Here is a 26,869-nt window from a genome sequence, read left to right as displayed (position 1 = left end):
AGGTACATTCATGTCAACGAAGGATTTTTTCTCTGTTTCCCGCACCTTGGAAGCCGGCGGGAAGAAGTACCGTTACTTTGATCTGCAACTGTTGGAAGAGAAAGGACTAGGCCCTGTTTCCAAGCTGCCATTCTCCATTAAGGTACTTCTGGAAGCAGCCGTTCGGCAATTTGACGGCAGAGCCATCACCGAAGAGCATGTGAAGCAAATCGCCGGCTGGAGCCAAGGCCGCGATGAGAATAAAGAGATTCCGTTTATTCCGGCCCGCATCGTTCTTCAGGACTTCACGGGCGTTCCCGTCGTCGTTGACCTTGCTGCGATGCGCGACACCGTCAAGAAAGCTGGCGGCGATCCGAAGCAAATCAATCCGCTTGTCCCGGTTGATCTCGTTATTGACCACTCTGTCATGGTCGACGCCTTCGGTACGCCAGAAGCGCTGGAATACAATATGAAGGTCGAATTCGAGCGCAATGAGGAGCGCTACCGCTTCCTGCGCTGGGCGCAAACTGCCTTCAATAACTTCCGCGCCGTTCCGCCGGCTACGGGTATCGTTCACCAAGTCAACCTGGAGTATTTGGCATCTGTAGCCGCTACTAAAACCGTTGACGGCGAAACTGTCGTATTCCCGGATTCCCTCGTTGGAACCGACTCCCATACGACGATGATTAACGGTCTTGGTGTAGTGGGCTGGGGCGTCGGCGGCATCGAGGCTGAAGCAGGCATGCTCGGGCAACCGCTCTATTTTGTTGCACCTGAGGTGATCGGCTTCAAGCTCGTCGGCAGCCTGACGGAAGGCGCTACAGCGACCGACCTCGCCCTCACCGTAACGCAAATGCTGCGTAAAAAGGGCGTTGTCGGCAAATTCGTCGAGTTCTACGGCCCGGGTCTTGCCAACATCAGCCTTGCCGACCGTGCAACAGTTGCCAACATGGCGCCGGAGTACGGCGCAACGATCGGCTACTTCCCGGTAGACGACGAGACGCTGGCATATCTGCGCAGCACAGGCCGTTCCGAGGAGCAAATTGCTCTCGTTGAAGCTTACTACAAAGCACAAGGCATGTTCCGCACAAGCAGCACCGTAGATCCTGAGTTTACGGATCTGATCGAGCTGGATCTTGCTTCTGTCGTACCTAGCCTTGCAGGACCTAAGCGTCCGCAGGACCGCATCGAGCTGACGGATATGAAGGAGAACTTCAACGACATCATCCGGACTCCGATCGATAAAGGCGGTTACGGGCTCAGCGATGAGAAGATCAACCAGAAGGTAACGATCAAGCACCCTGACGGCAGCACAAGCGAGCTCGGAACAGGTGCGGTCGTTATCGCTGCAATCACGAGCTGCACGAATACTTCGAACCCAAGCGTGATGATCGGCGCCGGATTGCTGGCGAAGAAAGCGGTCGAGCGCGGCCTGAAGAAACCAGGCTACGTGAAGAGCAGCTTGACGCCAGGTTCCCTTGTCGTTTCAGAATACCTGGAGAAAGCCGGACTCATGGATTCCTTTGAAACGCTCGGCTTCCACGTTGCTGGTTACGGCTGCGCAACTTGTATCGGCAACTCCGGTCCGCTTCCAGATGAGGTCAGCGCAGCAATCGCCGACAACGACCTTACCGTAGCTGCTGTTCTGTCCGGTAACCGGAACTTCGAGGGCCGCGTGCATGCTCAGGTTAAAGCCAACTACCTGGCTTCTCCGCCGCTTGTCGTCGCTTACGCGCTGGCTGGAACGGTAAATATCGATCTGCAGAACGATCCGATCGGCTACGACCAGAACGATCAACCGGTCTATCTGAAAGACATCTGGCCGACTTCCGCGGAGATCAAAGAAGCAATCGGTCTCTCCGTGAAGCCGGAAATGTTCCGCAGCAAATACGAGAACGTATTTACTCAGAACGAGCGCTGGAATGCGATTCCGGTTCCAGAAGGCGAATTGTACGAGTGGGACGAGAAGTCCACTTACATCCAGAACCCGCCGTTCTTCGAGAAAATCGGCGAAGGTCTTCAGGACATCGCCGACGTTCGCGGAGCACGCGTACTCGCCTTGCTCGGGGATTCGGTCACTACCGACCATATCTCGCCAGCCGGCAACATTTCGCCAACAAGCCCGGCGGGCATCTACTTGAACGATCACGGCGTTGCCCGCAAGGACTTCAACTCCTACGGCTCCCGCCGCGGTAACCATGAAGTCATGATGCGCGGTACGTTTGCCAACATCCGCATCCGCAACCAGGTTGCTCCTGGCACGGAAGGCGGCGTAACGAAATACCTGCCTACGGATGAGCTGATGTCCATCTACGACGCTTCGATGAACTATCAAGCCAATGGACAGAACCTCGTCGTCATCGCCGGTAAAGAATACGGTACGGGAAGCTCCCGCGACTGGGCGGCCAAAGGAACTTATCTGCTTGGCGTTAAAGCAGTCATCGCCGAAAGCTTCGAGCGGATTCACCGCAGCAACCTGGTCGGCATGGGCGTTCTTCCGCTCCAGTTCCAAGAGGGACATGGCTGGAAGACGCTAGGCATTGACGGCACCGAGACGTTCGATATCCTCGGACTGAGCAATGACGTCAAGCCTGGCCAAGAGCTGACCGTTGTAGCGACCCGCCAAGACGGCACGCAGTTCGAATTTACGGTCATCGCCCGCCTCGACAGCATGGTTGATGTCGACTACTACCATAACGGCGGCATTCTGCAAACCGTTCTGCGCCAGATGATCCAAGCTGGCAAGTAATTATATATAACCTGTTCATCAGGAATGTCCTGCCCGGTTTTCGGGTGGGACATTCTTTTTTTGGCGACAAATTGGGATCAGCGGTATCGGACATTGGAAGTATATAGAAATTGGAAATTCGCCTAAGGGGAGTACAGGTGCGGGTGCGGGAAAGACTCAAAACTGAATGTGGACTTAGCAGACCCCGTCCGGCTGACATAGACAAGACAGGCTGAAGGCCGTTTGAAGTCGGTGAAGGACTGGCTGACTATAAATCGGTCAGATGAAAGTTAAGGCCAATTCGACGGGTTTGGTTGGTTCGGTTTGGTTGGCCTGACTGCTTGATTGGCTTGATTGGCTTGATTGGCTTGATTCGCTCGGTTGGTTCGTTTAGCTCAAGATTTCTAGATTCGCTGGATTGACTCAGTAGTTCGTTTGGATCGGTGAGTTTGGTAGTTATGTTCGGTTGGTTCGTGGCTCGGTTAGTTCGGTTAGTTTCGCTTGGCTTCAGTGGTTCAGTTGGCTCGGTAACTTTTGATAGGCTCGTAAGTTCGGTAGCATTGGTAAGGTCGGCAGGCTAAGGACAAAGCAGCACGCGAACGGACCCTGAATCCGTTATTTGGCCAATATCGGTCCAAAATGAAGACTTACGGACTCAGATGCACCTATTTGCCTAAAACGACCCCTAATCAAGCCGTAGATTGCTAAATAGGGTCTTCTGTGTCCGTAACGTGGGGATTTACTCGAAATAAGGGCAAATAACGCCCTCTGTGTCCGTTAGGACTGTTCGGCACGTCGGTGATCGGTACGCTCAGTGATCGGTACGCTCAGTGATCCGGCACGAGATCAGGCACGTCAGTGATCGGTACGCTCAGTGATCCGGCACGAGATCAGGCACGTCGGTGATCGGTATGCTCAGTGATCCGGCACGAGATCAGGCACGTCAGTGATCGGTACGCTCAGTGATCCAGTACGCTCGGTGATCCGGGTACCTGATCGGTTGATCAGCTTCTTGAGACTCCTGGCACCGAAGCGCAGGGAGCCTGCGCGCGGCACCTCAGTGATCCGGCATGCCAGGGGATCCGCTATCGTCGTCGCTAGTTGTACTACATTCGAGCAGTAGTGCCACTACAGTTTATGAGAACGCCAGAATATTAAAGAACCATCCAGTCCGACCGTCTATTTTTCTATAACTATTGTGTATATTCATTTTAGCTGTTATATTATATATATAACACCCATCAGATGGAGGTGCCATTTTGATTATAGAGCTGGATATGCAGTCGGATGTTCCTATTTACACACAGCTGGTCAATCAGATTATCGAAGGGATTGCCAGCGGACGATTGAAGCTCGGAGAGCCGCTCCCCTCGGTTCGGAGCTTGGCCTCGGATATTGGCATCAATCTTCATACCGTAAACAAGGCGTACACCCTGCTGAAGCAGGACGGATACATTCAGGTGCATCGGCAGCGCGGGGTCGTCGTTGATCCAGATGGCATGCCTCCAGTCACAGAGGAATTCATGGCCAAGCAGCGCAGCCAACTGAAGCCGATCGTCGCCGAAGCGATATGCCGGGGAATGGATAAACAGCAGTTAATGGATTTGGTAGAGCGAATCCATCAGGAAATCACCGAAACCGACAACGAAAAGGAGAATGCATAATGCCTATTTTATTTACGCTTATGCTTGTATTAATGTTTATTCCCATCGTAGCCTCTCTTGCTTTCATGCCCTATCTGACACGTGAGACGGTAAGCTTTGGCATTTCGGTCAGCGAGGAAACCTTCCGCAGCGAGCAGCTTCGCCGGATGCGCAAGCAATATGCGACAATCAGCCTGGTTATTTATATTCCGCTGCTTTTTGCCGGACTTTATGCTTCCATGCAAAGCAATACGACGCTACAAGGAACCCTGCTCGGCGTTGTCATCAGTTTAATCGCAGTGATATCGATCGCGCTTAATATACTCTTTCATTTCAAAATGAAGAAAATCAAGGCTTCCCTTCCCGCAGCGGCTAAAGGAAAAACGGTGCTTGCCGTCGATACCTCCTTCCACCGCCAGAAGCTGATTCTTTCGAATAAATGGTTCTTTATCCATGTAGGCCTGACATTGGCCAGCACGGCGGCAGCGCTCTTCAATTACGATCGGATCCCCGAGCAGATTGCCCTAAAATTCGATATGCAGGGCAACGTAATCAACAGCGCGGCCAAATCGTATACTACCGTGTTGCTTCCTAACATCATGCAATTGTTAATCATCGCCATCTTTATTTTTGTGAATTGGAGTATCCTGCGGAGCAAGCAGCAGCTTAGCGCCGGAGATCCGGAGCGTTCGGTCCGGCAAAATGCGGTCTTCCGCCGCCGCTGGTCGATGTTCACCCTATTGTCCGGCCTAGCTATGGTCAGCCTGTTCTCATTCATCCAGCTGAATATGATATACCAGCTTGAGAGCAGCATCATCTTGCTTGTCAGCCTGCTCATCCCGATCTTTGTCGTGTTATTCGCTGTCGCTCTTTCCTTTACAACGGGACAGGGAGGCAGCCGGGTCGCACGCTCAGAGACCGGATCTCCGGTACAACCAGTCAACGACGATGCTTTCTGGAAGCTCGGGTTTATTTACTATAATCCAAACGACCCGTCGATTTTTGTGGAAAAAAGATTCGGCATCGGCTGGACGCTCAATTTCGCTCACCCGATGGTCTGGCTCATACTTCCAGGCATCATCATCGCCATCGCCCTTCCTGCCTTCCTTGGCCAGTAGGTGATATACTAGGTGAAGCAAGCAAATGAATAGGGCATGGGAGAACGGCACTGGAAGAAGATGTCCCTATACACACACTAGTTATGACTCGAAACTATGAACGCACTGCTACAGACTACTGACTCCCCCGCATACACAAGAAAGGAGAGGCCTTAGGGCCTCTCCTTTCTTATACACTTTCTAGTACTGCTGCATTGCACTCCATAACGGCAACAGTTTCGACTTACGCGGCTCAACATCCATCAGCTATAGCATTTCTAGGCATGAATCATCATGCCCATATCCCGCGCCGCTTCGATCAGCACAGGGCCAAATTCGATCAGCGTGTCCGGCGACAGCCGACTGACCGGACCCGAGACGGATAAGGCTGCCGCCACCTTGCCGTTTCGATCGAAGATCGGCGCCGACACCGCTGCAGCTCCGGGCTCCCGCTCCTCGTAGCTCGTCGCAAAACCAAGCTGGCGAATCTCCTGAAGCTGAGCCACGTATTGGCCTTTATCCACGGCTGCGGGCCAATCAGGGCTGTCCAGCACGGCTTGCAGCACCGATTCATCAGCGTAGGCGACCAACACCTTGCTCGACGCCCCGACATACAGCGGCAGTCTCGCACCGACCGCTGCGACCCTGCGGATCGCCTGGTTGCTCTGAACAGCCTGGATTCTCAGCCGGTCCGTACCATCCCGCAAATACAGGCTGACCGTCTCTCCGAGCCGGTCGCGAAGCTGTTCCATTTGCGGAAGCAGTAGAACAGCCGGATCATCATTATGCGATAAATGCGCGGACAGCTCCCATATTTTTAGGCCAAGCCGATATTTTTCCGTAGCATTGTCCCGAATGACGAACCCCTTCTCCTCCAACGTTGTCATCAGCCGGTGAACCGTACTTTTATGCAGACCGATGCTGCTGGCGATTTCCGTTAAGCTAAACTCATTCCCCTTCGTAAAGCACATTAATATATCAAGCGCCCGCTCTACCGCGCGCACGGTTAGTTTACGGTCTTCCATACGACCTCACCTCTCCATAAGTTTCACTACGTGAAACGTGGTTACATAAATTATATGTAATCCATTCCCGCTCGTCAATGCACCGAGTCATGCTTTATCAGGCTATTATTGACTTTACCGAACCTGTTGCCTTACGATTATTCTATATGATTCGTCCACATTCGACAGAAACCGCGAAGTCACTCTAGTCTTTGATCTCGGAGCCATACCGAGCATATATTGTATGAATACGACTAGGAGGGGAAGAACATGAGTCCATCAACCCGGAGTGATCTTCCCTTAAATACAGGGTTAAAGACGGACACTCCAACACCATCGATCGATGTACTGACTGCACGTCATGTCAGCCTCAAACATATTCTAGTGGCACTGTTATTATCCGCGTTATTTTTTCTGCTGTTCTGTTTTATTGTGCTGCATGGCTATATTGCCTGGGTATTGTCCAACCCGAATGTGGCTCCGCTCTATTCCAATCCAAAGCTGTCCAAGAACCTGGCTTATGAGGATGTCCTCTTCCAGGCAGCCGACGGCAGCCGCATGATGCAGGGCTGGTACATTCCTGCAGAGAATTCCCGCAAAACTATCGTCTTCAGCCATGGATACGGTGCAAATCGTGAGGAGCCCTGGGTTCCCATGTATGATCTTGCGCATTATGCCAATCGGCTGAACTACAACGTCCTGATGTTTGATTACGGGTTCGCTTCCCAGAAGAGCAAAGAGGTCGCCACCGGTGGCAAAAAAGAAGCCGAGCAATTGCTTGGGGCCATCAACCTGGCCAAACAGCGAGGCGCTGATGAAATCGTCGTATGGGGATTTTCGATGGGCGCAGGTACGGCTTTACAAGCCGCATTGACGAGCAAAGACATCGACGGGATGATTCTCGATAGTACCTTCCTGCTGGAACCGGATACGATGTATCATAATATCCGTCAGCATATTGACCTGCCGCGGCGTCCCTCGCTGGAAATCATCGGCATGCTGCTCCCGGTGCTCAACGGCACTAGCATGCGCCAGATTCCGTATACGGAGGTCAAATCAATGGATTACCCCTTCCCGACTCTGTTCATTCATGGAACCGAAGACGAGAAGGCGCCTTATCCAATAGCTGAAAAACTGGCCGAAAATCAAACAAACGAGGCATCTGAGGTATGGATTGTCGAAGGCTCCCATCATGAAATGATTTTTCGGGAGCACCCCAAAGATTATTTGCGCAAAGTGTCCTCATTCCTTAGCCGGATAGAATCCGCCAAGTAACTTAAACCGACCAGGCTCGCTTAACCAGCAAGCATAAGCCAAGCCTTCATTCACATAAACTGTTAATGGCGATTAAACGTGAAGGAGGCTAACCTGATGCTATTGGTTTACGGGCCTTATTTGCCTGTCCGCATCCTTGAGGAAATCCGCTTCTGGAAGCAGCAGGAAAGCGAGCATACGGACGTAATCAAAGCGATCGTTCCCGGACTGGAGCCGGGCTACGTCCAGTTATTGGATGATTGGAAAATAGTACTGGAAGAAACAACGCACGTGGCCAATCAATTGCTCAAGTACGCCCTGTCCTCCCCAGAGGCCGCTTGCGATCCGAAATTGGTCCAGCAGACGGAACTTTTATTGGATACAGCGTTCCGGCAGTCCCGGGAATTCATAAGACAGCTTTATTACATTTTGGAATACAGCACTGCGGTCAAATCCGTTCCGTTAGCGAAAACGGTGCTGCTCCACATTATCCGCGAGTCCGAATACTTCCTGGGAGTGCTCGAGACACTAAATTCTCCCGGGGCTATAAAGCGGAACATGGAAGAGCTGCCCGCCATAACCGACCTGCAAGAGACTTCCGCTTTACCATACCAGCCGTTTAGTGTCGAAGAACCGTTCTCGAATGATTCGGCCGCTCCCTCATCAGACGAATTCGATTCCACAGTCCAGAACAGTGTATTCCTCAGCCCCATCCCTGACCAATCCCGCAAATCCGGCGACGGTCCGGTACCGATCGGCGGACATACTCTCCCTCCCCTGCCCTACGCCTACAACGCTTTAGAGCCGCATATCGATGAGAAAACCGTACGAATCCATCACGACATCCACCATAAGAGCTATGTTGATAATTTGAACAAGGCCGAGAAGAAACTCCAGGAAGCCCGCAAGTCGGGCAACTTCGACCTCGTCAAGCACTGGGAGCGGGAGCTGGCCTTTAACGGGGCAGGCCATTATCTCCATACCATTTACTGGGATACGATGAACCCTCAAGGAGGCGGCAAGCCCGAGGGCGACCTGGCCGAGCAAATCCGCAGGGATTTCGGCAGCTATGACGCCTTCAAAAATCAGTTCACCAATGCCGCCGATAAAGTAGAAGGCGGTGGCTGGGCCATTCTCGTCTGGAGTCCGCGTGCTCACCGGCTGGAAATTCTAATGGCCGAGAAGCATCAGAATTTATCACAATGGGATGTCGTCCCCCTGCTGCCGATTGACGTCTGGGAGCATTCCTATTACCTGAAGCACCAGAATGAACGGGCCAAATACATCGCCGACTGGTGGCAGGTCGTCTACTGGCCGGAGGTCGCCGAACGCTTCGAAAAGGCGAGGAAGCTGAAGTGGCAGCCGTTTTAAGTGGATATTCAATAACAAAATGGCTGCCTCTCGGAACGTCATCCGAAAAGCAGCCGTTTTCTTCATACTCTCATATCTTACTTTTTCAAAACTACAATGTTTACAGCAATCCCGACTTCCTCACGCTGGCCAGAAAATCATGAAATTCCGGAATATTCAGCTGCTGCGCCGCATCGGAGAGCGCTGTTGCCGGATCAGGATGCACCTCAACCATGACACCATCTGCGCCTGCAGCTAGAGCCGCTCTGGCACAAGGGGCCAGGATGTCTTTGCGCCCTGTAGAATGCGTCACATCCACGAGCACCGGAAGATGCGTTTCTTGTTTCAGAATCGGCACCGCCGAGATGTCCAAGGTGTTTCTCGTAGCCTTTTCGTACGTCCGTATACCGCGTTCAATTAGCATGACCTGCGTATTGCCGCGGGAAACGATATATTCCGCAGCGTGCACGAACTCATCGATCGTTGCCGCGAGACCACGCTTCAGCAGCACTGGCGTCTGAACGTTGCCTGCAGCTTTTAACAACTCAAAGTTCTGCATGTTGCGCGCGCCGATCTGAATGACGTCAATGTATTCGCACGCAAGCTCAATATGCGCTGGGTCCACGATTTCGCTAATCGTCTTCAGCCCGAACTCGGACGCCACGTCCTTCAGAATTTTCAAACCATCCATGCCCAAGCCCTGAAAATCGTAAGGCGATGTTCTCGGTTTAAACGCACCGCCGCGCATGACCGTCATGCCCGCTTGCTTCAGGGCCGCTGCAACCTGGCGCACCTGTTCATAGCTTTCAACCGAGCATGGCCCTGCAATCATCACCGGTGTGCCGCCGCCAATCACCGTGCTGCCCAGTTGAACCAGCGTATCTTCCTGCTTCTTCTTCCGGCTGACCAGCAGATGCTTCTTATGATCGACCTGCTGCAGCTTCAACGATGCTTGAAAAATCTGTTTAAATAAATGACGTACTGTTTCATGATCGAAAGGACCTTGGTTATGCTCCACCAGAGCATCCAGCATTTTTTTCTCGCGTACCGGATCAAATGCAGGGACGCCCTGTTTTTGCTTCTCCTGACCGATCTCCTGGGCGATCCGCGCCCGCTCCGACAACAGTTCCAGCAGCTGCAGATTCACGGAATCCAGCTCTGATCTTAATTGTTCCAAACGTTGACTCATTTACATTCTCCTCTCCACATTTTCCAGTGTATAAAACAAAAAGACCCCCGTCCGGAAAGGGACGAGGAGTCGTGGTACCACCCTTATTAGATATGCCGAAATAATCAGGCACATCTCACTTGAACCTCTTAACGCAAGGGTTACGGGTAAACCTACCCTCTGCACGAAGCATGCAGATTATCAGCCTACCAGCTCCGGAATGAACTTCAGCGGAGAACCTTCGCCCGGGCGCTCTCAGTCGGTGGCAGCCCTTTCCTGTCAGGAACGTTCTTTCGCTTACTCTTTCCATCATCGCTTGCTTGAACATATTGTATTGATTAATTTAGAAGCATTGTATTACACCCCGGATCAACATTGCAAGGCTATGTTTTAAAGCTCAGGTGCATTGATGCAGTGAAGATTTAAATCATTGTGCTTCATGAACAGGAGCAGCCTTCCCTCTCTCGCCTCGATTCAGCGGATTTCCCCAATAGGTGAACAGGCGCCAAACATATTCGAGGGGTCCGATCGGAAACCAATTGAACCAGACCCGGCTAAATACCGCTTGCAGAGCAAAAATGCCGACAGCAATCAACATTTGCAAGACTGGCTCGATCTTTCCATACCATCCCAGACCATAGCTGTAAAAGATCAATCCGCAAAGGACCGATTGAAGCAGATAGTTCGTGAAGGCCATTTTTCCAGGGTAGAAAAACCAATGGAGTACCTTCTTCCATAGTTGTTCTGGTATAAAAGTGCAAATATTCCGATATAAGCCAGATCTAAGAGCGGTGCCCCTACGAACAAAGCTGCCGCCTCGCCCCAGAACGGAAGCCCTTTCGCCAGCGATAGAATGAGCTGAAGCACAAGACCGGCGCTTCCGCCAAGAATGACCAGCCGTAAGATTCCCTTCCGGTTCTCCTGAACCTGATGCAAGAATCGGCGTTTGCAGAAGTAGGCGCCCATCAAGAACATGCCTAGAATTTGCGGGTAAAAGAGCAGCATATTAAAGATGGAGCCAATAAAATCATTCACCCGCTGAATGGTCATCTGGGGAATGGTCCCCTTGCCATAAATGGCGGCCTCCCGCTCTTGATAAGCATAAATTTGCCGTCAATGACAATCCCGCGCAGCAGCATTGCCAGCTCATGATACCAGCCAGACCATAAATCAACCCCATATGAGATCGTCTGAAGCGACGTTGTGAAAAAGGTGACGTTGACCAGAATGATTCCTAATAGTGCAAATCCCCTTAAGCTGTCTATCAGCTCTATTCTTGATTGTGATTTCATTGCCATCCTCGTGCCTCCTTATCATGATGCCTTCAGGTTAAAGTACAATCATAAAGAAAGGATAAAGATGTACATATTGAACGAATAAATACAGTAGCTTAAACACCACTACGCATGCGGATCATTCTTCCGATCGCTGTTGCCCCCAGATTTCTATCAATCAATTAAAACTGTTGAAATCCGGGGGCAAAGGCGACCGCTGCCGCTTCTCCAGATTGATTCCGCCTTCTCCGTTGAAGTATGGGCAATTATTAACTTCAAGTAATTAGACTTTCTTTATTTATTCTTTAGAATTGACGTGTACAATAACAAGATGGACCTTTTTATAGCTAGTTCTTGGAGGGTGCAATTGAATATGGCAAACGAAACGATCCTATTGGTGGATGATGAAGAAGAAATCATTGCTTTTATACAAGATGCGCTGGAGCTTGAAGGCTATCGCGTACTTACGGCCGGTAACGGGCGGGATGCCTTAATCCAGAGCAAACAAACAGCATCCGGTATACGCCTGAAGGCGGACGGATTCAATGGCGCATCGAAATTACCGAGCAGCAGGTGATGATGTCTATCACGGATAATGGAGCAGGGTTTGCACAGCCGCAGGATCTGCAACAGGCATTCAAGCAGTTTTATCAGGGGAATCACTCATCCTCCAGGCAAAAAGGACACTCGGGGCTTGGTTTATATATCGCCAAGCCGCTGATTCAGCATCATGGAGGACAGATTTGCGCCGAGAACAATCCAGCTTGCGGGGCGACGGTACGCTTTACCATCCCGCTTCAGGACACATAAGCTATCCAAACTAAATGAAGAAGGCATCCTGTACAGGATAACGGGATGCGTTGGATTAACAAATTTAAAAGTAAATAAAAACACGCCATGAAGGCGTGTTTTGTTTTTAGGGTTTGAGCTAGAGCAACCCGTTCACTATTCCTTAATCAGCGACAAAAACTCTGCTCTAGAAGCTGCATCGGAACGGAACGTTCCCCGTACGGCCGAGGTCACCGTCTTGCTTCCCGGCTTCTTGATGCCGCGGGCACACATGCAGAGATGCTCGCCTTCCACGACGACCATCACACCTTGCGGCTTAAGAACCTCGTCCATAATGTCGGCGATTTGCGACGTAATGCGCTCCTGTACCTGCAGTCTGCGGGTGACCGCCTCCACCAAACGGGCCAGTTTGCTAAGTCCGGCGATTCTGCCGCTCGGGATATAGCCGATATGCACCTTGCCGAAGAAAGGGGCCGTGTGGTGCTCGCATTGACTGTAGTACACGATATCCTTTACGATTACGAGTTCTTCATGGTTCTCCTCGAACGTAACTCCAAGCACATCGCGAGGATCCACTTCGTAACCGCCGTATATTTCTTCGTACATCCGGGCTACCCTTGCCGGTGTATCGATAAGGCCTTCCCGCTCAACATCTTCACCAATCAGCTTCAATATTTCGCGGACATGGTGTTCAATCTTCTCCCGGTTGGCTCCAACCTGAGTATTTACATAATCTTTGACGCCTGCCACTCGCGCCTCCTCCTTCCTGTTCTCCCTATCCAGGGAGCAGAGTGTGTCTGTCGAAAAAAATAGACTACCTATTATTTCTTCTTCCGGCGGCCTTGCGGCTGCGTCATGCCCTGCTTCTTCATCATTTGCTGAGCGCGCTGCATTTGCTGCCCGTTCAAATTGTAGCCCATTTGCTTCGCCATCTTCTGAAGCATTTGCGGATCATTCTGCATCTTCATCAATTGTTGGCGCAAATAGATTACGCCAATGAAGAAACCGCCGACCAAGCCGACGATAAGTGTAATAATAGGAATTACGTAATTCATGGTTCAGCCACCCCTGTATTGTGATCAAATGTTTCATTCTTGTTGTGGTATGCTTTCAGTACCTCAAGATATAATATCATTTCCGCAACATACCTAGCAAATGAATCTTTAAAAATTCAAGCCAATACCGCTTCGATAAAAGTCGTCGTCTCTACGGCAAGGTCAACTTCTTTGACCTCGATATCTTCTCCTGAGCCGAAAATGACGCGAACAACCGGACGTCCGGGCAATCCCCGATGCTGCCGCACTACGACGCCAGTCTCCTTCGTCGATAGGCGCACGGAAGTTCCGTTCGGATAAACCGAGACGATTCTTGTAAATTCGACAAGCACCTCATGATCCAGCTCCTTCTCGGAGTAGGCCATCAGTTGCTCACATGCTTCATGAGGAAGCATAGGGCGGCCATTGCTGCCGCCACCGCCAATCAGATTATCATACCGGTTTGCCACAGCTACAATTTTAGGAAAAAGATGAATGTCGTCGCTTTCCAGCCCGCGCGGCAGACCGCTGCCGTCCAAGCATTCGTGATGCTGAAGAGCGGTGTGCGCGATCAGCAGGCTGAACTCGCGCTTATTTTTCAACACCTCGAAGCCTCTCCAGGTATGGTGATCTTCCATTCCACTCCCGAATGCCCCTTCCGCCAATGGATTCGCTTTACCGATATCATGCAGCAAAGCGCCGATCGCCAGGTCCTTAAGCTGGGAGTAATTCAGCCCCATATTAAGCCCGATCATTGAGGACATCAGGCACACATTCACCGCGTGAATGTAATCGTTATTATCCGCAGTGCGAATATCCGTTAACTGAAGCAGCACGCCCCGGTGATTCAAAATATCCTCCAGCAGTGCGTCCACGCTGACGCTGACTTTTTTCGTACTCCAGTCCTTGCCGGACCTTACCGCCTCCAGCGTATGGCTCATTTCCTTGAAGACCGCGCTTTTCGTCGATTCGCTGAGCACTTCTTCCGTCTCAATGTCCTCGAAATTCGGATCTTTGATGTAGATCATGGTTACACCGATACGCTTCAGTGTCGTAATCATGTAGACCGTAAGCTGGATTCCAGCCGACAGTAGCACCGTCCCGTTAGAGGAATATACTGTCTTGCCAAGATACTGCCCCGGTTCGATATCCTCAACACTCATGAATCTCATGAATTAATCCCCCTTAGCGATCGCTATTCGCCTGATGTCGTCAATGTACAATCATGATGCTGGCGCTCTAAAGAGAGCAGGCTTTCTTTGATGGATAATCCCCCTCCGTATCCGACAAGCGCTCCGCCTGAGCCTATGACGCGATGACAAGGAACAACGATAGGCAGCGGATTTTTATTATTTGCGCCGCCAACAGCCCGAACAGCCTTGGGCTGGCCGATCTGCTCGGCAATCAACTTATAAGAGACGGCTGCGCCATACGGAATATCCAGTAAGGCTTTCCATACTTTTTGCTGGAATTCTGTGCCTCGCATGTCCAATGCAAGGTCGAAGCTATGCCGTTTCCCGGCGAAGTATTCGCCAAGCTGAGCCATGGCCGGAGCCAGCGGCTCCGCGACATACACATACTCAGCACCCGAATAGTAGCGGTTTGCCCATGTTCCGAGAAAATCCGCCCGGTCCGCGTACGAGCCAAATTCAATATGGCACAGTCCCTGTTCGCTTCCGCAAAGGGTAAGCATGCCGATGGGCGAGTCCATCTCCGCATAGTACAAGCTCTTCACTGCGTCCGAATTCACTCCATCCCATCCTCCCGTTTTACTTCGTGCTCCTGCAGCACTGTCAAAGCTTTCTGCAAGTATGCAAGCACCTCTTCGTCCTTCTCGGCAGATACGGCCTGGCTGATTGCTTGAAGCGCTTCCTCTCCGCCGATCCGGCTCAAAGCCCAAGCTGCCGTTCCCCTTAATACCGGCCTTGAATCATTTCGCATGATATCTATTAATTTCGGCACGGCGGCCTGATCTTTGAAGTTACCCAGCGCGATCACCGCGTTCCGCTGGATCGGCTTCTTTCCTCTCCAGGCGGCGGCGCTGGAGCCGAAGCGTTCCTTGAACTCCCGGTTGCTCAAATCAAGGATCGGGAGAAGCAGCGGCTTCACCGTTTCCGGATCAGGCTGCAGCTCTGGCCGGTGATTCCACGACTTGCCCTTGTTCTTCGGGCAAACCATCTGACAGGTATCGCAGCCATACAGGCGGTTGCCGATCTTCCTCATGAACTCATCTTCAAGGAAGCCCTTCGTTTGGGTCAGAAAAGATATGCACCGCTGCGCATTCAGCTCGCCGGGTCCCACCAGGGCGCCCGTCGGACAGGAGTCGATGCACTTCGTGCATTCGCCGCAGTCCTCGGTTACAGGGGTATCCGGCTCAAACGGAATATTCGTAATCAGCTCGCCAAGGTAGATCCAAGAGCCCCATTTCGGCGAAATGACCATACAGTTCTTCGCCTTAAAGCCGATACCGGCCCGCTCGGCCACGGCACGGTCCACCAGCGCTCCCGTATCTACCATGCTTTCGATGCGGGCTCCTTCTACCCTCTCCTTGATGAACTCCTCCAGCCGGGCCATTGCCTCACGCAGCACGGTGTGATAATCCTGGCCCCAAGCTGATCTGGCCAGAATCCCCCGGCGAAGGCCTGGCTCCGACTTCGGTGGATTGTTGAGCTTGGAAGGATAGGCTACCGCAATAGAAATCAAGGAAGCCGGCCGTTCCAGCGACAACTCAGGATATATCCTTTTATTGATGTCAGGTTCCTCAAACCCGGATTCATAACCTTTAGCCCGGCGATCGAGGAGCACATTTTTTAATGATAGGAACGGATCGGCCGAGGCGAATCCGATATCATCGATTCCCATGGAATATGCAGCGTCCTTAATCTCCTGCTTCAGCTTGGCCCAGTCCTGTGAACTGTTCTGCTTCCCTTCAGCAATAGGTCGCGCTTCCGTCATCTCCGATCCCTCCTTAGATGTAATAGGCAAGTCCTCCGCACTCCCGCGTTCTGTCCCGCCCCGATTACCGGGACATCCGCTTGATCGCTTCCCTCGCCAAGAAGTCACAGTGGTTATTCAGCTCATTATCGCTGTGTCCCTTGACCTTGATATATTCAACCTGATGAATCTGCATCAGGCGCCATAATTCCTGCCACAGCTCCTGGTTCTCGACCGGCTGGTTTTTGCTGTTCTTCCAGCCATTTCTCAGCCAGTTGCGAATCCATCCCTGCTTAAAGCAATTGACAACATAGGCAGAATCGCTGTATACCTTTACAAGGCACGGCTCCTTCAGCTGCTCCAATGCCGAAATGACCGCTTGGATTTCCATGCGGTTATTCGTCGTCATCGGCTCGCCGCCAGATAGTTCCTTACGATGGCCGTTATACATCAATATGGCTCCCCAGCCCCCAGGGCCTGGATTTCCGGAGCAGGCTCCATCGGTATAAATCGTAATCTCCTTCACGGGATATCCTCCAACCTACTGTATTTTTTACAAACCTCTTATTTTAGTCACCGGCCAGTACACGAATTCTGCGCGGCCGACGATGTCCTTCTTCTGCACACTGCCGAAGCTGCGGCTGTCCTTGCTGCGACCGTAGCGGCGATTGTCTCCCATCACGAAATATTCGTTCTCGCCCAGCCTTATTTCCGCGAAATCCCGATCCTCGATCTGCACATCGGTATAAGGCTCGTTCAGAGCTTGTCCGTTCACGTACAGGACATGGTCGCGAATTTCCACCGTTTCGCCAGGGGCAGCAACAACCCGTTTGACAAGGTAATGCTTCTTATCAGGCCCGGTGCTGGGATCTTTGAGCACAACGATATCCCCGCTGCGTGGTGATGAGAAGTAATAAACGATTTTGTCGACGAATAACCGCTCCCGCTCTTCCAGTGTCGGCTGCATCGATTCGCCCTTCACCATCGACAGGTTAAACACGAACATATTCAGCAGAAGCATAATGATAAATGCAATTGCGGCCGTCTTGCCCAATTCCCACAGCTCACGAACCCATTTGTTCTGAAGAACGGGCGGAGCAGATTCCTCAGCTACACGCCCCTCGGCTTCCGCGTAATCCTTGTCAACCTCAGCTCGCTTGCGAACATACTCTGGATGGTCCGTATCCCGGTGCTCCGGTAAATTGACTGGCTTCATACTGCACCTCTTCTATATCGTAATCCATTGAATTCATGTAAATCCATGCCTAAAAACGACCTGCTTATCAAAAATAAGGCATAATAATAGAAAAGCATATCTATCGCCCAATTGCAACGGACGGAAGATATGCTTCATCATCACATGAGATCATTATCCAATTTAACCGCAGCGCGGCATTGGATTTATTTATAGAACCTTACAGCGAACGGACTGCTGCGATACCCAAATTATGGAACGCTTCCAGAAACTTGCTTGCTCCGTATCCCATCGCTTCGTACAGCGGCATAACAGCCTTATTGTGTTCATCGCCAGCTACAACGATTCGGCGAACGTTGCGCTGCTGGAACCGCTGCTCCATAGCGCTAACCAGCCTCTTGCCATACCCTTGACGACGGTATTCGGGATGAACCGCAGTCCGATAAATGCAGCCTAGATTTTGATCGATGGTCCCGATTAAGACCCCCACGATTTCCTCTTCGGCTTCCGCAACCATGATTAATTCCGAATCCCAGGACAATTGTCTGGCAAAAGCCCGCTTAGTGTCTTCGTAGCACTGCTCCGACAAGGATACCTGCAGAAGCTCCATCACTTGATTGGCATCACTCAACTGGAAGGAACGAATACGCATGCTATGATCTCCCTTTTCCTTTGCTTTGATAGAATCATGTAAAACACACGGTCCATTTTTAACATCCAACGAATAATTAAATCTAGACAAAAACCGAGGAAAAACTCCTTACTTGTCCATTAAACCATAATAATCAGGGAAATACACCATTTTTCTTCTGAAAGCGCTTTATATTAAGCGTTTACATTATTTATCGATAAAATTAATGCTAGTACTGGAAATGTAAGTGCATAAAAAAAGGGGCCTGCCAAAAATAGGGTTTGTTAAAGCGGGGGTAATTCCAAGGGGGATATTGCTATTTTCAGAGAGTTCTTAAACGGAAAATTAACAAAGGAATTATAAACAAGTTCAATTCAGGAAAGACCTGCCACACATTATATCATATTGGCAAGGATAACGGGGCATTTTGCAGCCTTTTTTCCTTCGCCTGAAACACCGATTGAAAAACGGCGCTTCGGGTAATCTTAAAATATATGACCCTGAAAGGAGGTATTACATTGACCGATGACACGTTACAACCGTTGACCAATGACCCGCAGGAGCTGCTTGCGGCCAAGCAGGAGGCTGACAAGCAAAAGTTGCAATTCACCAGCTTTGTACGCAGCGTTAGCGGCGATGCTCCAACGGAAAAAGGACAGGTCGTTGAGCCGCAGCACCGGGAAACCGACCAACAGAACAATATGAAGGACGTCGAGAACCGGATGCTTGAATAGCCGGGTTTGCCAGAACATGCAAGCTCAGACATCATTCGACACTAACTGGCACATATACTGCTGCCCACAGCCGAACCAAGAAATGGCTAACGTTCACCATCAATAACCCGCATACACAAAAGCAGGCCAAGAACGTTCCCGATTCCTGGTCTGCTTTTATAGTTACCTCTGCTGTTTATCATTGAAATATTGATGAAGAATCTTTAAGAATACGTTGGGAAAAGCGAGCTCCTCCATATCCTCAAGCGTAATCCAGCGATATTCCTCAGCCCGCTCCCCTTTATCATATGCAGCCTGGGACTCCGCCACCGCCAGCTCGGCAAAGCCGGCCAAGGCGCTCAAGGCGGCGGCTTCCTGGAAGCGGAACACGCGCATATACCAATGGATATGGCTGAAAATATGCTCCGCCGTCATAAACGGCCCTTCTGGCCGGACGTACGTGCCCTCCTCGGCCAGCGTTCCCGCCAGACGGCTCATCGCCGCGCCATCCGGCAAATCGGCGCCCTCGCCGGGCTTCGCGGCAGCCAGCACATGGGGCAGCTCCCACATCCGCGCGAGCAGCCCCGTGTCCGGCCGCCGGCGCACGAGCACGCGTCCCTCTCGATCTCCTTCGCCCTCCACGAGGGCGACGATCCGATGCTCGGGACGCGGCGGCTTCGCCTTGCTCTTCACCGGCAGGCGAAGCTCGGCGCCTTCCAGGCGCGCCGAGCAATGCGCCATGACCGGGCATGTCAGGCATTGCGGAGCCTTCGGGGTGCATACCAGCGCCCCCAGCTCCATTAATGCCTGATTGAAATCAGCGGCCCGGCCTGCCGGAATAAGCGACGCCGCGAGCCCTTCCATCAGCGCCCGCGTTCCCGTCTTCATGATATCCTCTTCGATGAAGAAATACCGGGAAAGCACGCGCATTACATTTCCGTCGACGGCGGGCTCCGGCTGATCGAAGGCGATGCTAAGTATCGCCCCGGTCGTATACGGGCCGACTCCTTTAAGCGCCGCGACAGACGCCTTGTCGCGCGGCACCTGGCCGCCGTGTCGCTCCATCACCTGGCGGGCGGCCGCCTGCAAGTTCCGGGCCCGGGAATAATAGCCGAGCCCTTCCCAGCATTTCAGCACGTCCTCCTCCGGCGCTTCGGCCAAGCTCGCTATCGTCGGAAAACGCTCAATGAACCGGAGGAAATACGGAATGACCGTATCCACGCGGGTCTGCTGCAGCATAATCTCCGATATCCAAATATAATAGGGATCGCGATGCCTGCGCCACGGCAAATCCCGCTTCGACCGTTCATACCAGGACAGCAGCTCCGTGCTGAAATACGTTCTGCTCTCCATGCTCCATTTTTCTTCGAACATCCAGTAGCTCTCTCCTTCGTTACACTCTCTCTACAACGACGAATGCCGAAGCCAGCTGGCGCTCATGCGTGATGCTGAGATGCACGGCATAGCCTGCCCGACCTTCAGCCAGACCGAGCCGCTGCCATGCTTCCTGCGTCAATACGACATGAGGTTTCCCCTGAGCATCCGGCAGAATGGACATGTCCGCGAAGCCAAGCACACTGCCGATACCGCAGCCAAAAGCTTTGCTGATGGCCTCTTTGGCCGCGAACCGGCCGGCCAGAAATTCCGCAGGACGCGACATGCTGCCAGGCAGCTTCTGCTCATCCGGCGTCAGCACGCGCTTCAGCAGCCTGTCCCCCGAGGCTCCGTCTAGTATTTTACGAACCCGATCTATTTCAACCACATCATGACCTATGCCATATATCAACGACATCACTTCCTTCAAAAAAGGCTGTATTCGCATTCCGTTCAGCGGTCTCACGAATCCCTTCCCAATTGTAACAGGGAACATCCTGTGAAGCGAGAGCCTTCCGATTCAGTATGGTATAATAGCACAAAATAAGGATTTACCGTCTCAAACCTGTCACGAAAGGATGCGTTTGATCATGCCGATGGATTTCAACATTCCGCTGGAAGGCGGCCATTTGCTGCGCTGTACCCGATTCCCCGCCCAGGAAGAAGCAGCAAGCCTTATCATTATCGCTCATGGATACAAGGGCTTTAAAGACTGGGGCATGTTCCCTTACGTCGCTGAACAGCTGAGCAAGCAGCACGAGGTAGTTACGTTCAACTTCTCCCATAACGGAATCGGCGACGACCCCTTTGAATTTACGGAGCTCGAACGGTTCGCAACGAATACATATGAGCGGGAGCTAACCGATCTCGGCGCACTGATCGCCCGCCTGAACCAGGAAGAGAATCTGCGTTCCCTGCCGTTATTCCTGCTTGGACACAGCCGCGGAGCCGGCGTGTCGCTCGTGTATGCGCTCGATCATCCGGACAGCGTAACCGGCGTTCTGTCCTGGAACGGAGTGACAAACCTCGATGTGTTCACGGAATCCCAGAAGCGGGAAATGCGCGAGAATGGACGAAGCTATGTGATGAACGGCCGAACAGGACAGCAGATGCCGCTTGACGTTGCCATCCTGGAGGATATGGATCGCCATAAGGAGCGCTACGATATCCTTGGCCGCATTCCCTCGGCTGCTTTTAAGGTCGCCCTGATCCAGGGCTCGGATGACGGAGCGCATCTGCGCCAAGGCTCCAGCCGTCTCGTATCCATCAGACCGGATATTCCCTGGATTCATATTCCGGGAGGCAATCATACATTCAATACCGTCCATCCCTTCCAGGGACCAACTCCACCGCTGGAAGAAGCCATTAAGGCAAGCCTGTTGTTTATATCCCAAACGTTGTCCACCGTTAAATAAATCGCAAAGAAGCCGGGTTATCCGTTCCATACGGATAACCCGGCTTCTGCGTATACCCTCGAATCCATCGTTTAAACCCCTCTTACTCATAACGCAGAGCTTCAATCGGATGCAGCTTGGATGCTTTATTGGCCGGGTACAAGCCAAAGAAAATACCTACGGCTGCAGAGAATCCGAACGCCAGCAGAATGGCCCATAACGATACGACGAACGGCCAGCCGGAAATGGTCGAGAAGAGAAAGGCTGCTCCGAGTCCCAGCAGCGCGCCGGCAGTTCCACCAATGAAACACAGCACGACCGCCTCAATCATAAATTGCAGCATGATTGTACCTGGCGTAGCTCCGATCGCCTTGCGGATCCCGATTTCCCGTGTCCGCTCCGTGACGGAGACGAGCATGATGTTCATGACGCCGATTCCGCCGACCAGCAAGGAAATGCCGGCAATCGAACCGATGATCGTCTGAAGGATCGAGAAGGTGCTGGATACCATCTGCTCCGCTTCCTTCCCGGTCTGTGATGCATAAGCACTAGTATTCACATTATTCAGATTAGCGAGCCACTTCTTTACCGTCTGCACCGTTTCATCCGTTCTTTCCGGTGACGCAGCAACCACTTCGAGTGCCTGAAAACGCTCGCCCTCTCCATTTTTCCCCGGAGGCATAGCCGTAATCGGCGCAAAAGCAGAATATTGCTCCCCCTGCATCCCGCTCAGAATGGAATCCTGCGGTTTATAGACGCCAACGATGCGGAATGTTCCATCCGAAAGCACCAGCTTCCGCCCGATGGCCGCCCTCTCCGAGCCATACACCTTTTCGGCAAACTTACTGTCCACCACAGCAACCTTCTGCCTGCCCCGCTCCTCTTGAGAAGTAAAGAAACGTCCCGCAACGATGTCGATTTTTTGCATCCTGCTCGTTTGATGAGTCGTAGCCGTTATGGTAAAACGGAGCGTGTCCTTCTTATATTTCATGGTCATGGAATAAGGCAGTGACGAAGAGGCGTAACGCACGCCATCCAGCTTCCGGATTTCCGTCAGATCCCGCAGGCGAAAATCGGTGTTGCCGTCGCTGCCGCTCTCCATCGGATTCTGGTAAATGACAAAATACCCGTCTTCATAAACAGACACAATGGACAAAATGGAGCTTTGGCCGGCCTGGCCAATCGATACGACGGTGACTACCGCCGCGACGCCAAACACAATACCGATCATCGTAAGGAACGAGCGCAGCTTGTTCAGCCGCAAATTATCAAGCGCGACCCATATACTCTCCCATATGCTCATGTGACCACACTTCCTTTGCGCGTATCTTTGAGCATTTGCCCATCGCCGAACAGCAGAATTCGGTCCGCGTGTTCTGCGATATCAGGCTCGTGGGTTACCAGCACGATGGTTGTTCCTTCCTGATGAATCTCTTTGAACAGCTGCATGATTTCATGAGATGATTTCGTATCCAGGTTACCGGTCGGCTCGTCCGCAAGCAGGATTGGGGCATTCATGGTCAGGGCTCGGGCAATGGCTACCCGCTGCCGCTGTCCCCCCGACAGCTCGGTCGGCCGATGCTTGACGCGCCCCTCCAACCCAACCTTCTTCAGCAGCTCGAGCGCCCGCTCATTCCGCTGCTCGCGGCCGATCCCCGCGTACATCATCGGCAGGGTTACGTTCTGGAGCACCGTCTGTCTGCCGAGCAGGTTGAAGCTCTGGAAGACGAAGCCGATTTTACGGTTGCGCACCCGCGCAAGCTGCTCTTCATCCAAAGTATGGACTTCTTCGCCGTCCAGCACGTACTCGCCGGAAGACGGCACATCGAGACAGCCTATAATGTTCATTAGCGTAGATTTGCCGGATCCAGACGAACCCATAATCGCGACGAACTCCCCCTGCTCTACCTTCAGGTTAAGCGGTTGCAGGGCCTGTACTTCCAACTCGCCGTTCTTATAAGTTTTTGAAATGTTCTTTAGAGTAATCATTGCAGTTTCACCTTATCGCCGTCCCGGAGCTGTCTGGCCCCTTCCGATACGACACTTTCCCCCTTAGTGACCCCGGATACGATCTCGACGTACTCCTCGTTCTCTTTACCCGTCGTCACGTCGGTTTTGACTGCGACTCCATCTTGAATTTTGAATACATAGGCTTTGTCCCCATCATATTGAACCGCGTCCAGCGGCAGCAGCAGCCGCTCCTTATCCGGGATTTCCAGTTCGATCGTCACGTTGTAGCCGGGACGAAGCTCTGGAGAAATGCGGCTTAGCTCCACCGTCATTTCAACGGAAGCATCTTTAGAAGTAGGATCGGCCAGAACGGCGATCGGCGACAAATAAGTGACTTCGCCCTCATAGCTCTCCTCGATCGACTCCCCGGTAATTACTGCCTTCATGCCTTCGTATACTTTACCGGCATCCAATTCGTTCAGATTTGCTTTGACTTTGTAAGACGATAAATCTACAACGGTGGCAATGTGGCCGCCCTCCGCAATCATTTGGCCAGGATTGACGAGCACCTGCGTAAGAACGCCCTCATCCTTGGCGCTGACAACGCGATTGTTCAAGCGTTTCTCTAGAGAGGCGATCGTCAATTTGCTGCTCTGAATCCGCAGATCATAGGATGACAAATCCAAATCCTCGATTTCCGCTGCTGGATCCTCCGTCACCTTCTGCTTGAACATTTCAAAATGCTGCTTCTTCGCATTCAGGCGCTCCGTTTCGATCATTTCAATATTGAGACGCTCCTTCTCAATCTGGTCCTTAATGTCGTCAATCTGCAGCGTCATAAGAACCTGCCCTTTGGTGACCGTGTCGCCCTGCTTCACTTCAACCGACTCGACAACTCCGCTGGTCGGCGAATAAATATCCGTACTGTTACCTGCTTCCAATTTGCCGCTCGTATAGATTTCCTCCGTAATCAGGCCTTCAAATGCCTCGGTCGTCTCTACGGCAACAGCGCGATTCATGTTCGACATATTGACGACAACTAAGACAATAATCACTAAACCCAGTATGGCACCCCAAAACCATTTTTTCCTTAACAAAATCATCACCCTATCCTATGTACTTAGACTGCTGGAGCCGAAAGAACCGTAACGAGCGAGTAAATTAACCAGACAGCCACGATCCAGATTGCAACCTTCTTCCGGGGACGTTTCATCATGGTTGCCGCACCCACAATATACAAATACAAGCCCCATATCGTGAAAGGGTTAATTAGCGATAGTATGCGATAAGCCATACTCGTCTTGTCGGCTACAAGCGCCCCCAGGCTCAGCGAAACATCGGTCAGGGATTGCGCATTCATGGCTACCAGCAATACAGCTGTCAACAATCCGCCAATGACAGACGGCAAGTTCGCATAAGCAACCACGTTGACGAATTGCATGTACTTTCCTTCGCCCCGTACGATGAGATTCAATAACACGAGCAGGAGCGCCACCAAGAAGAGCATGATGATGATCCCGACAATACCCCCGACATAAGTTGTTATAGTGGTCATGCCTAACATCTGCTCGATTTGCGCTGGATCTATCGTCCCCATCTTCAGCCATGCTTGTCTGGTGTAATCCAGCAAATAAGGCATCTGCAATACAAGCGAAACAAGACTAATGAGGATTACAAGAATTGTCGGCAGGATCCAGGCTACCTTACTGCCTCTTACTCTTTCGAAGGTGTCTCTTGGTGAAGAAAATACCGTCACTAAGTTTTTCATACTACTCCTCCCATTTCTATGAATTTATTTTTGTTAAAATATACCACACAGTCTTTGAACACTCTAGCTATATATACGACTTAATCCAAAAGAAAGATTCAACAAATTTTCATACGAGCCAGCCTCGCCCCTCCTACAGAAGCAGGAAGAAGCCCTGTTCCTTAGAGGATGCAGAGCTTCTTCTCGCTTGTTCCTTCACGCTATATGCGAGGAATCGGATTGCGCTTATGATTTGTTTTCATATAATAGGACTCCAGCCGCTTCTGTACCCTTGAATCTATCACTTTACCCTCCAAATAATCGCAGTTATCTTCGTAACTTACGCCCATTTCCTCCTCGTCATTCTGCCCCGCCCACAGACCGGCAGTTGGAGCTTTATTGATAATGCTGTCCGGGATGCCAAGGGCCACAGCGATCTGACGGATTTGGCGCTTGGTCAATGACCCTAGCGGCATAAGATCGGCAGCACCATCGCCCCATTTGGTATAGAACCCGGCGACGGCCTCCGAGGCATGGCCAGTGCCAACGACAAGCAGATTGAGCTCTTGGGACAAGGCATATTGCATAACCATTCGCGCCCGGGCTTTGACATTTCCTTTGCCGGGTATGCTTAAATGCCTGTATTGACCGATGCTTCTCATCCCATGCTCCACTTCTAGAGCGATCTCGTCCACCGTATCTTCGATATTCGTCTCCACCGTATGCGCAAGCCCAAGCGACCTCGCCGTCTCATAGCTATGTTCAATGTCCTCCTGCTCCCCATAAGGCTGAAAGACGCCCAACGTCATGTAGTCCATTCCCGTCTCCCACGTCAATTCATCCGTTGCCCGTTTGCAGAGCCCTGCAGCTGCGGCACTGTCCAATCCGCCGCTGATGGCGATCAGCAGTCCGGTTGCCCGCGAGCTCGTCACGTGATTTTTCAGAAACTCGACACGAGCCGCAATTTCCTCATCTGCATCAATGCTCGGCTTGACCCCTAACGCTTCAATGATTTCCTGCTGCATCCCCATGGTCTGATCCCTCTTCCCCTCTATAATCACGTGGAACAACTGTCGGTGTCCCTTATCCTAAAAAAGCCCCGCCAATCGGCAAATTTGCCGAAATCAGCGGGGCTAGACGATGCTCCTTAGCGGCAGAAACGGTCGAAAGCGCTGGTCAAATCAGCAGCAATCTCCTCAGCCGAACGGTCCTCAATTTGATGGCGCTCGATAAAGTGAACAAGCTCGCCATCCTTCAGCAGCGCAATGGAAGGAGATGAAGGCGGGTATGGCGCAAAATATTCGCGAGCCTTGGCTGTCGCTTCCTTATCTTGTCCGGCGAATACCGTATAGAGGTGGTCCGGCGTCAAATCATGCTGCAGCGCTCTGGCTACGCCCGGACGGCATTGCCCGGCGGCACAGCCGCATACTGAGTTCACGACAACAAGTGCCGTTCCTTTCGCTGCAGGCAGCTTAGCCTCGACATCCTCCGGCGTTCTCAGCTCCTGGATTCCCAAGACAGTTAATTCATCTCTCATCGGCTGAACCATATCGCGCATATATTGGTCAAATGACATGGACATTACTTTCACTCCTTAAACACTGATTGGCA

At 51.8% G+C, this 26,869-nt stretch carries 28 protein-coding genes and 1 pseudogene; 9 read left to right on the top strand and 20 right to left on the bottom strand.

What is annotated here, in order from left to right; all coding sequences use genetic code 11:
• The first annotated feature begins 10 nt into the window (after positions 1 to 10).
• The 3 genes from acnA (at position 11) to QNH46_RS04095 (ending at position 5,468) form a co-directional block, all read left to right on the top strand.
• A complete protein-coding gene (gene acnA / locus QNH46_RS04105; protein WP_283927040.1) occupies positions 11 to 2,728 on the top strand; it encodes an aconitate hydratase AcnA in 2,718 nt (905 codons plus the stop codon).
• Positions 2,729 to 3,966: 1,238 nt separating this feature from the next.
• A complete protein-coding gene (locus QNH46_RS04100; RefSeq protein WP_283927039.1) occupies positions 3,967 to 4,371 on the top strand; it encodes a GntR family transcriptional regulator in 405 nt (134 codons plus the stop codon).
• Positions 4,371 to 5,468: a DUF1648 domain-containing protein gene (locus QNH46_RS04095; RefSeq protein ID WP_283927038.1), complete on the top strand. Its 1,098-nt coding sequence runs from the start codon at positions 4,371 to 4,373 to the stop codon at positions 5,466 to 5,468. Before QNH46_RS04100 ends, QNH46_RS04095 begins: the two co-directional genes overlap by 1 nt.
• 257 nt (positions 5,469 to 5,725) lie before the next feature.
• Here QNH46_RS04095 and QNH46_RS04090 read toward each other — a convergent pair whose 3' ends face one another.
• Positions 5,726 to 6,472, bottom strand: coding sequence for an IclR family transcriptional regulator (locus QNH46_RS04090; RefSeq protein ID WP_283927037.1), 747 nt, complete (start codon positions 6,470 to 6,472; stop codon positions 5,726 to 5,728).
• Positions 6,473 to 6,721: 249 nt separating this feature from the next.
• On the opposite strand from QNH46_RS04090, the gene QNH46_RS04085 reads away from it, so the two are divergent.
• Positions 6,722 to 7,726, top strand: a complete 1,005-nt coding sequence (locus QNH46_RS04085) for an alpha/beta hydrolase (RefSeq protein WP_213595026.1) — start codon at positions 6,722 to 6,724, stop codon at positions 7,724 to 7,726.
• Between the two features lie 96 nt (positions 7,727 to 7,822).
• On the top strand, positions 7,823 to 9,076 hold the full coding sequence (locus tag QNH46_RS04080) for a Fe-Mn family superoxide dismutase (RefSeq protein ID WP_283927036.1): 1,254 nt from the start codon (positions 7,823 to 7,825) through the stop codon (positions 9,074 to 9,076).
• 100 nt (positions 9,077 to 9,176) lie between these two features.
• Here QNH46_RS04080 and QNH46_RS04075 read toward each other — a convergent pair whose 3' ends face one another.
• The 4 genes from QNH46_RS04075 to QNH46_RS04060 form a co-directional block, all read right to left on the bottom strand.
• Positions 9,177 to 10,244, bottom strand: coding sequence for a bifunctional 3-deoxy-7-phosphoheptulonate synthase/chorismate mutase (locus tag QNH46_RS04075; protein ID WP_283927035.1), 1,068 nt, complete (start codon positions 10,242 to 10,244; stop codon positions 9,177 to 9,179).
• 406 nt (positions 10,245 to 10,650) lie between these two features.
• A complete protein-coding gene (locus QNH46_RS04070) occupies positions 10,651 to 10,974 on the bottom strand; it encodes a DUF418 domain-containing protein (protein WP_283928345.1) in 324 nt (107 codons plus the stop codon).
• Complete coding sequence (locus tag QNH46_RS04065; protein ID WP_283927034.1) at positions 10,875 to 11,273, bottom strand: acyltransferase family protein; 399 nt, start codon at positions 11,271 to 11,273, stop codon at positions 10,875 to 10,877. Before QNH46_RS04065 ends, QNH46_RS04070 begins: the two co-directional genes overlap by 100 nt.
• Positions 11,270 to 11,521, bottom strand: coding sequence for a hypothetical protein (locus QNH46_RS04060; RefSeq protein WP_283927033.1), 252 nt, complete (start codon positions 11,519 to 11,521; stop codon positions 11,270 to 11,272). Before QNH46_RS04060 ends, QNH46_RS04065 begins: the two co-directional genes overlap by 4 nt.
• A gap of 343 nt (positions 11,522 to 11,864) precedes the next feature.
• Here QNH46_RS04060 and QNH46_RS24530 point away from each other — a divergent pair, with 343 nt between their 5' ends.
• Positions 11,865 to 12,074 (top strand): hypothetical protein, encoded by a 210-nt coding sequence (locus QNH46_RS24530; protein ID WP_430691877.1) that lies wholly within the window; start codon positions 11,865 to 11,867, stop codon positions 12,072 to 12,074.
• A complete protein-coding gene (locus tag QNH46_RS04050) occupies positions 12,011 to 12,307 on the top strand; it encodes an ATP-binding protein (protein ID WP_347342990.1) in 297 nt (98 codons plus the stop codon). Before QNH46_RS24530 ends, QNH46_RS04050 begins: the two co-directional genes overlap by 64 nt.
• A 135-nt stretch (positions 12,308 to 12,442) precedes the next feature.
• On the opposite strand, the gene folE is transcribed toward QNH46_RS04050, so the two are convergent.
• From folE to QNH46_RS04015, 7 genes and pseudogenes are all read right to left on the bottom strand, one after another.
• Entirely contained in the window at positions 12,443 to 13,036 is a 594-nt protein-coding gene (gene folE, locus QNH46_RS04045; RefSeq protein WP_213595010.1) for a GTP cyclohydrolase I FolE, read from the bottom strand.
• A gap of 71 nt (positions 13,037 to 13,107) precedes the next feature.
• Positions 13,108 to 13,341, bottom strand: coding sequence for a YneF family protein (locus tag QNH46_RS04040; protein ID WP_155611913.1), 234 nt, complete (start codon positions 13,339 to 13,341; stop codon positions 13,108 to 13,110).
• 116 nt (positions 13,342 to 13,457) lie between these two features.
• The gene (locus QNH46_RS04035) at positions 13,458 to 14,492 is read right to left on the bottom strand and encodes an HD-GYP domain-containing protein (RefSeq protein WP_283927032.1); all 1,035 of its coding nucleotides are present in this window, start codon (positions 14,490 to 14,492) and stop codon (positions 13,458 to 13,460) included.
• Positions 14,493 to 14,515: 23 nt separating this feature from the next.
• Positions 14,516 to 16,275, bottom strand: a pseudogene (gene queG / locus QNH46_RS04030) (tRNA epoxyqueuosine(34) reductase QueG).
• 64 nt (positions 16,276 to 16,339) lie between these two features.
• Positions 16,340 to 16,780: a ribonuclease HI gene (rnhA, locus tag QNH46_RS04025; protein WP_213595002.1), complete on the bottom strand. Its 441-nt coding sequence runs from the start codon at positions 16,778 to 16,780 to the stop codon at positions 16,340 to 16,342.
• Positions 16,781 to 16,807: 27 nt separating this feature from the next.
• A complete protein-coding gene (gene lepB, locus QNH46_RS04020; RefSeq protein WP_283927031.1) occupies positions 16,808 to 17,470 on the bottom strand; it encodes a signal peptidase I in 663 nt (220 codons plus the stop codon).
• A 199-nt stretch (positions 17,471 to 17,669) separates the two neighbouring features.
• Entirely contained in the window at positions 17,670 to 18,101 is a 432-nt protein-coding gene (locus tag QNH46_RS04015) for a GNAT family N-acetyltransferase (protein ID WP_155611909.1), read from the bottom strand.
• Positions 18,102 to 18,598: 497 nt separating this feature from the next.
• Here QNH46_RS04015 and QNH46_RS04010 point away from each other — a divergent pair, with 497 nt between their 5' ends.
• Positions 18,599 to 18,814 (top strand): hypothetical protein, encoded by a 216-nt coding sequence (locus QNH46_RS04010; RefSeq protein ID WP_230873862.1) that lies wholly within the window; start codon positions 18,599 to 18,601, stop codon positions 18,812 to 18,814.
• Positions 18,815 to 18,976: 162 nt separating this feature from the next.
• On the opposite strand, the gene mutY is transcribed toward QNH46_RS04010, so the two are convergent.
• A complete protein-coding gene (mutY, locus tag QNH46_RS04005) occupies positions 18,977 to 20,167 on the bottom strand; it encodes an A/G-specific adenine glycosylase (RefSeq protein WP_283927030.1) in 1,191 nt (396 codons plus the stop codon).
• A 19-nt stretch (positions 20,168 to 20,186) separates the two neighbouring features.
• Positions 20,187 to 20,579 carry a holo-ACP synthase gene (acpS, locus tag QNH46_RS04000; protein WP_283928343.1) on the bottom strand — a complete coding sequence of 131 codons (393 nt, stop codon included), beginning with the start codon at positions 20,577 to 20,579 and terminating at the stop codon, positions 20,187 to 20,189.
• 178 nt (positions 20,580 to 20,757) lie between these two features.
• Between acpS and QNH46_RS03995 the strand changes: the two genes are divergently transcribed.
• On the top strand, positions 20,758 to 21,582 hold the full coding sequence (locus tag QNH46_RS03995) for an alpha/beta fold hydrolase (RefSeq protein WP_283927029.1): 825 nt from the start codon (positions 20,758 to 20,760) through the stop codon (positions 21,580 to 21,582).
• A gap of 82 nt (positions 21,583 to 21,664) precedes the next feature.
• Here the strand turns inward: QNH46_RS03995 and QNH46_RS03990 are convergent, their stop codons facing one another.
• From QNH46_RS03990 to QNH46_RS03965, 6 genes are all read right to left on the bottom strand, one after another.
• Positions 21,665 to 22,864 (bottom strand): ABC transporter permease, encoded by a 1,200-nt coding sequence (locus QNH46_RS03990; RefSeq protein WP_283927028.1) that lies wholly within the window; start codon positions 22,862 to 22,864, stop codon positions 21,665 to 21,667.
• Positions 22,861 to 23,550: an ABC transporter ATP-binding protein gene (locus tag QNH46_RS03985; RefSeq protein WP_155611904.1), complete on the bottom strand. Its 690-nt coding sequence runs from the start codon at positions 23,548 to 23,550 to the stop codon at positions 22,861 to 22,863. The genes QNH46_RS03990 and QNH46_RS03985 overlap by 4 nt, the downstream gene beginning before the upstream one ends.
• On the bottom strand, positions 23,547 to 24,539 hold the full coding sequence (locus QNH46_RS03980) for an efflux RND transporter periplasmic adaptor subunit (protein ID WP_283927027.1): 993 nt from the start codon (positions 24,537 to 24,539) through the stop codon (positions 23,547 to 23,549). Before QNH46_RS03980 ends, QNH46_RS03985 begins: the two co-directional genes overlap by 4 nt.
• A 92-nt stretch (positions 24,540 to 24,631) precedes the next feature.
• Positions 24,632 to 25,279: a Yip1 family protein gene (locus QNH46_RS03975; RefSeq protein ID WP_283927026.1), complete on the bottom strand. Its 648-nt coding sequence runs from the start codon at positions 25,277 to 25,279 to the stop codon at positions 24,632 to 24,634.
• Between the two features lie 200 nt (positions 25,280 to 25,479).
• The gene (gene nadE, locus QNH46_RS03970; RefSeq protein ID WP_283927025.1) at positions 25,480 to 26,289 is read right to left on the bottom strand and encodes an NAD(+) synthase; all 810 of its coding nucleotides are present in this window, start codon (positions 26,287 to 26,289) and stop codon (positions 25,480 to 25,482) included.
• Between the two features lie 116 nt (positions 26,290 to 26,405).
• Positions 26,406 to 26,840 carry a BrxA/BrxB family bacilliredoxin gene (locus QNH46_RS03965; protein ID WP_155611901.1) on the bottom strand — a complete coding sequence of 145 codons (435 nt, stop codon included), beginning with the start codon at positions 26,838 to 26,840 and terminating at the stop codon, positions 26,406 to 26,408.
• Positions 26,841 to 26,869 lie beyond the last annotated feature (29 nt).

The sequence above is a fragment of the Paenibacillus woosongensis genome (genome assembly GCF_030122845.1).
In the GTDB taxonomy this organism is placed as follows: Bacteria; Bacillota; Bacilli; order Paenibacillales; family Paenibacillaceae; genus Fontibacillus; species Fontibacillus woosongensis_A.
Note: the sequence above shows the minus strand (reverse complement) of the source record. Positions and strands in the feature narration are given on the sequence as shown.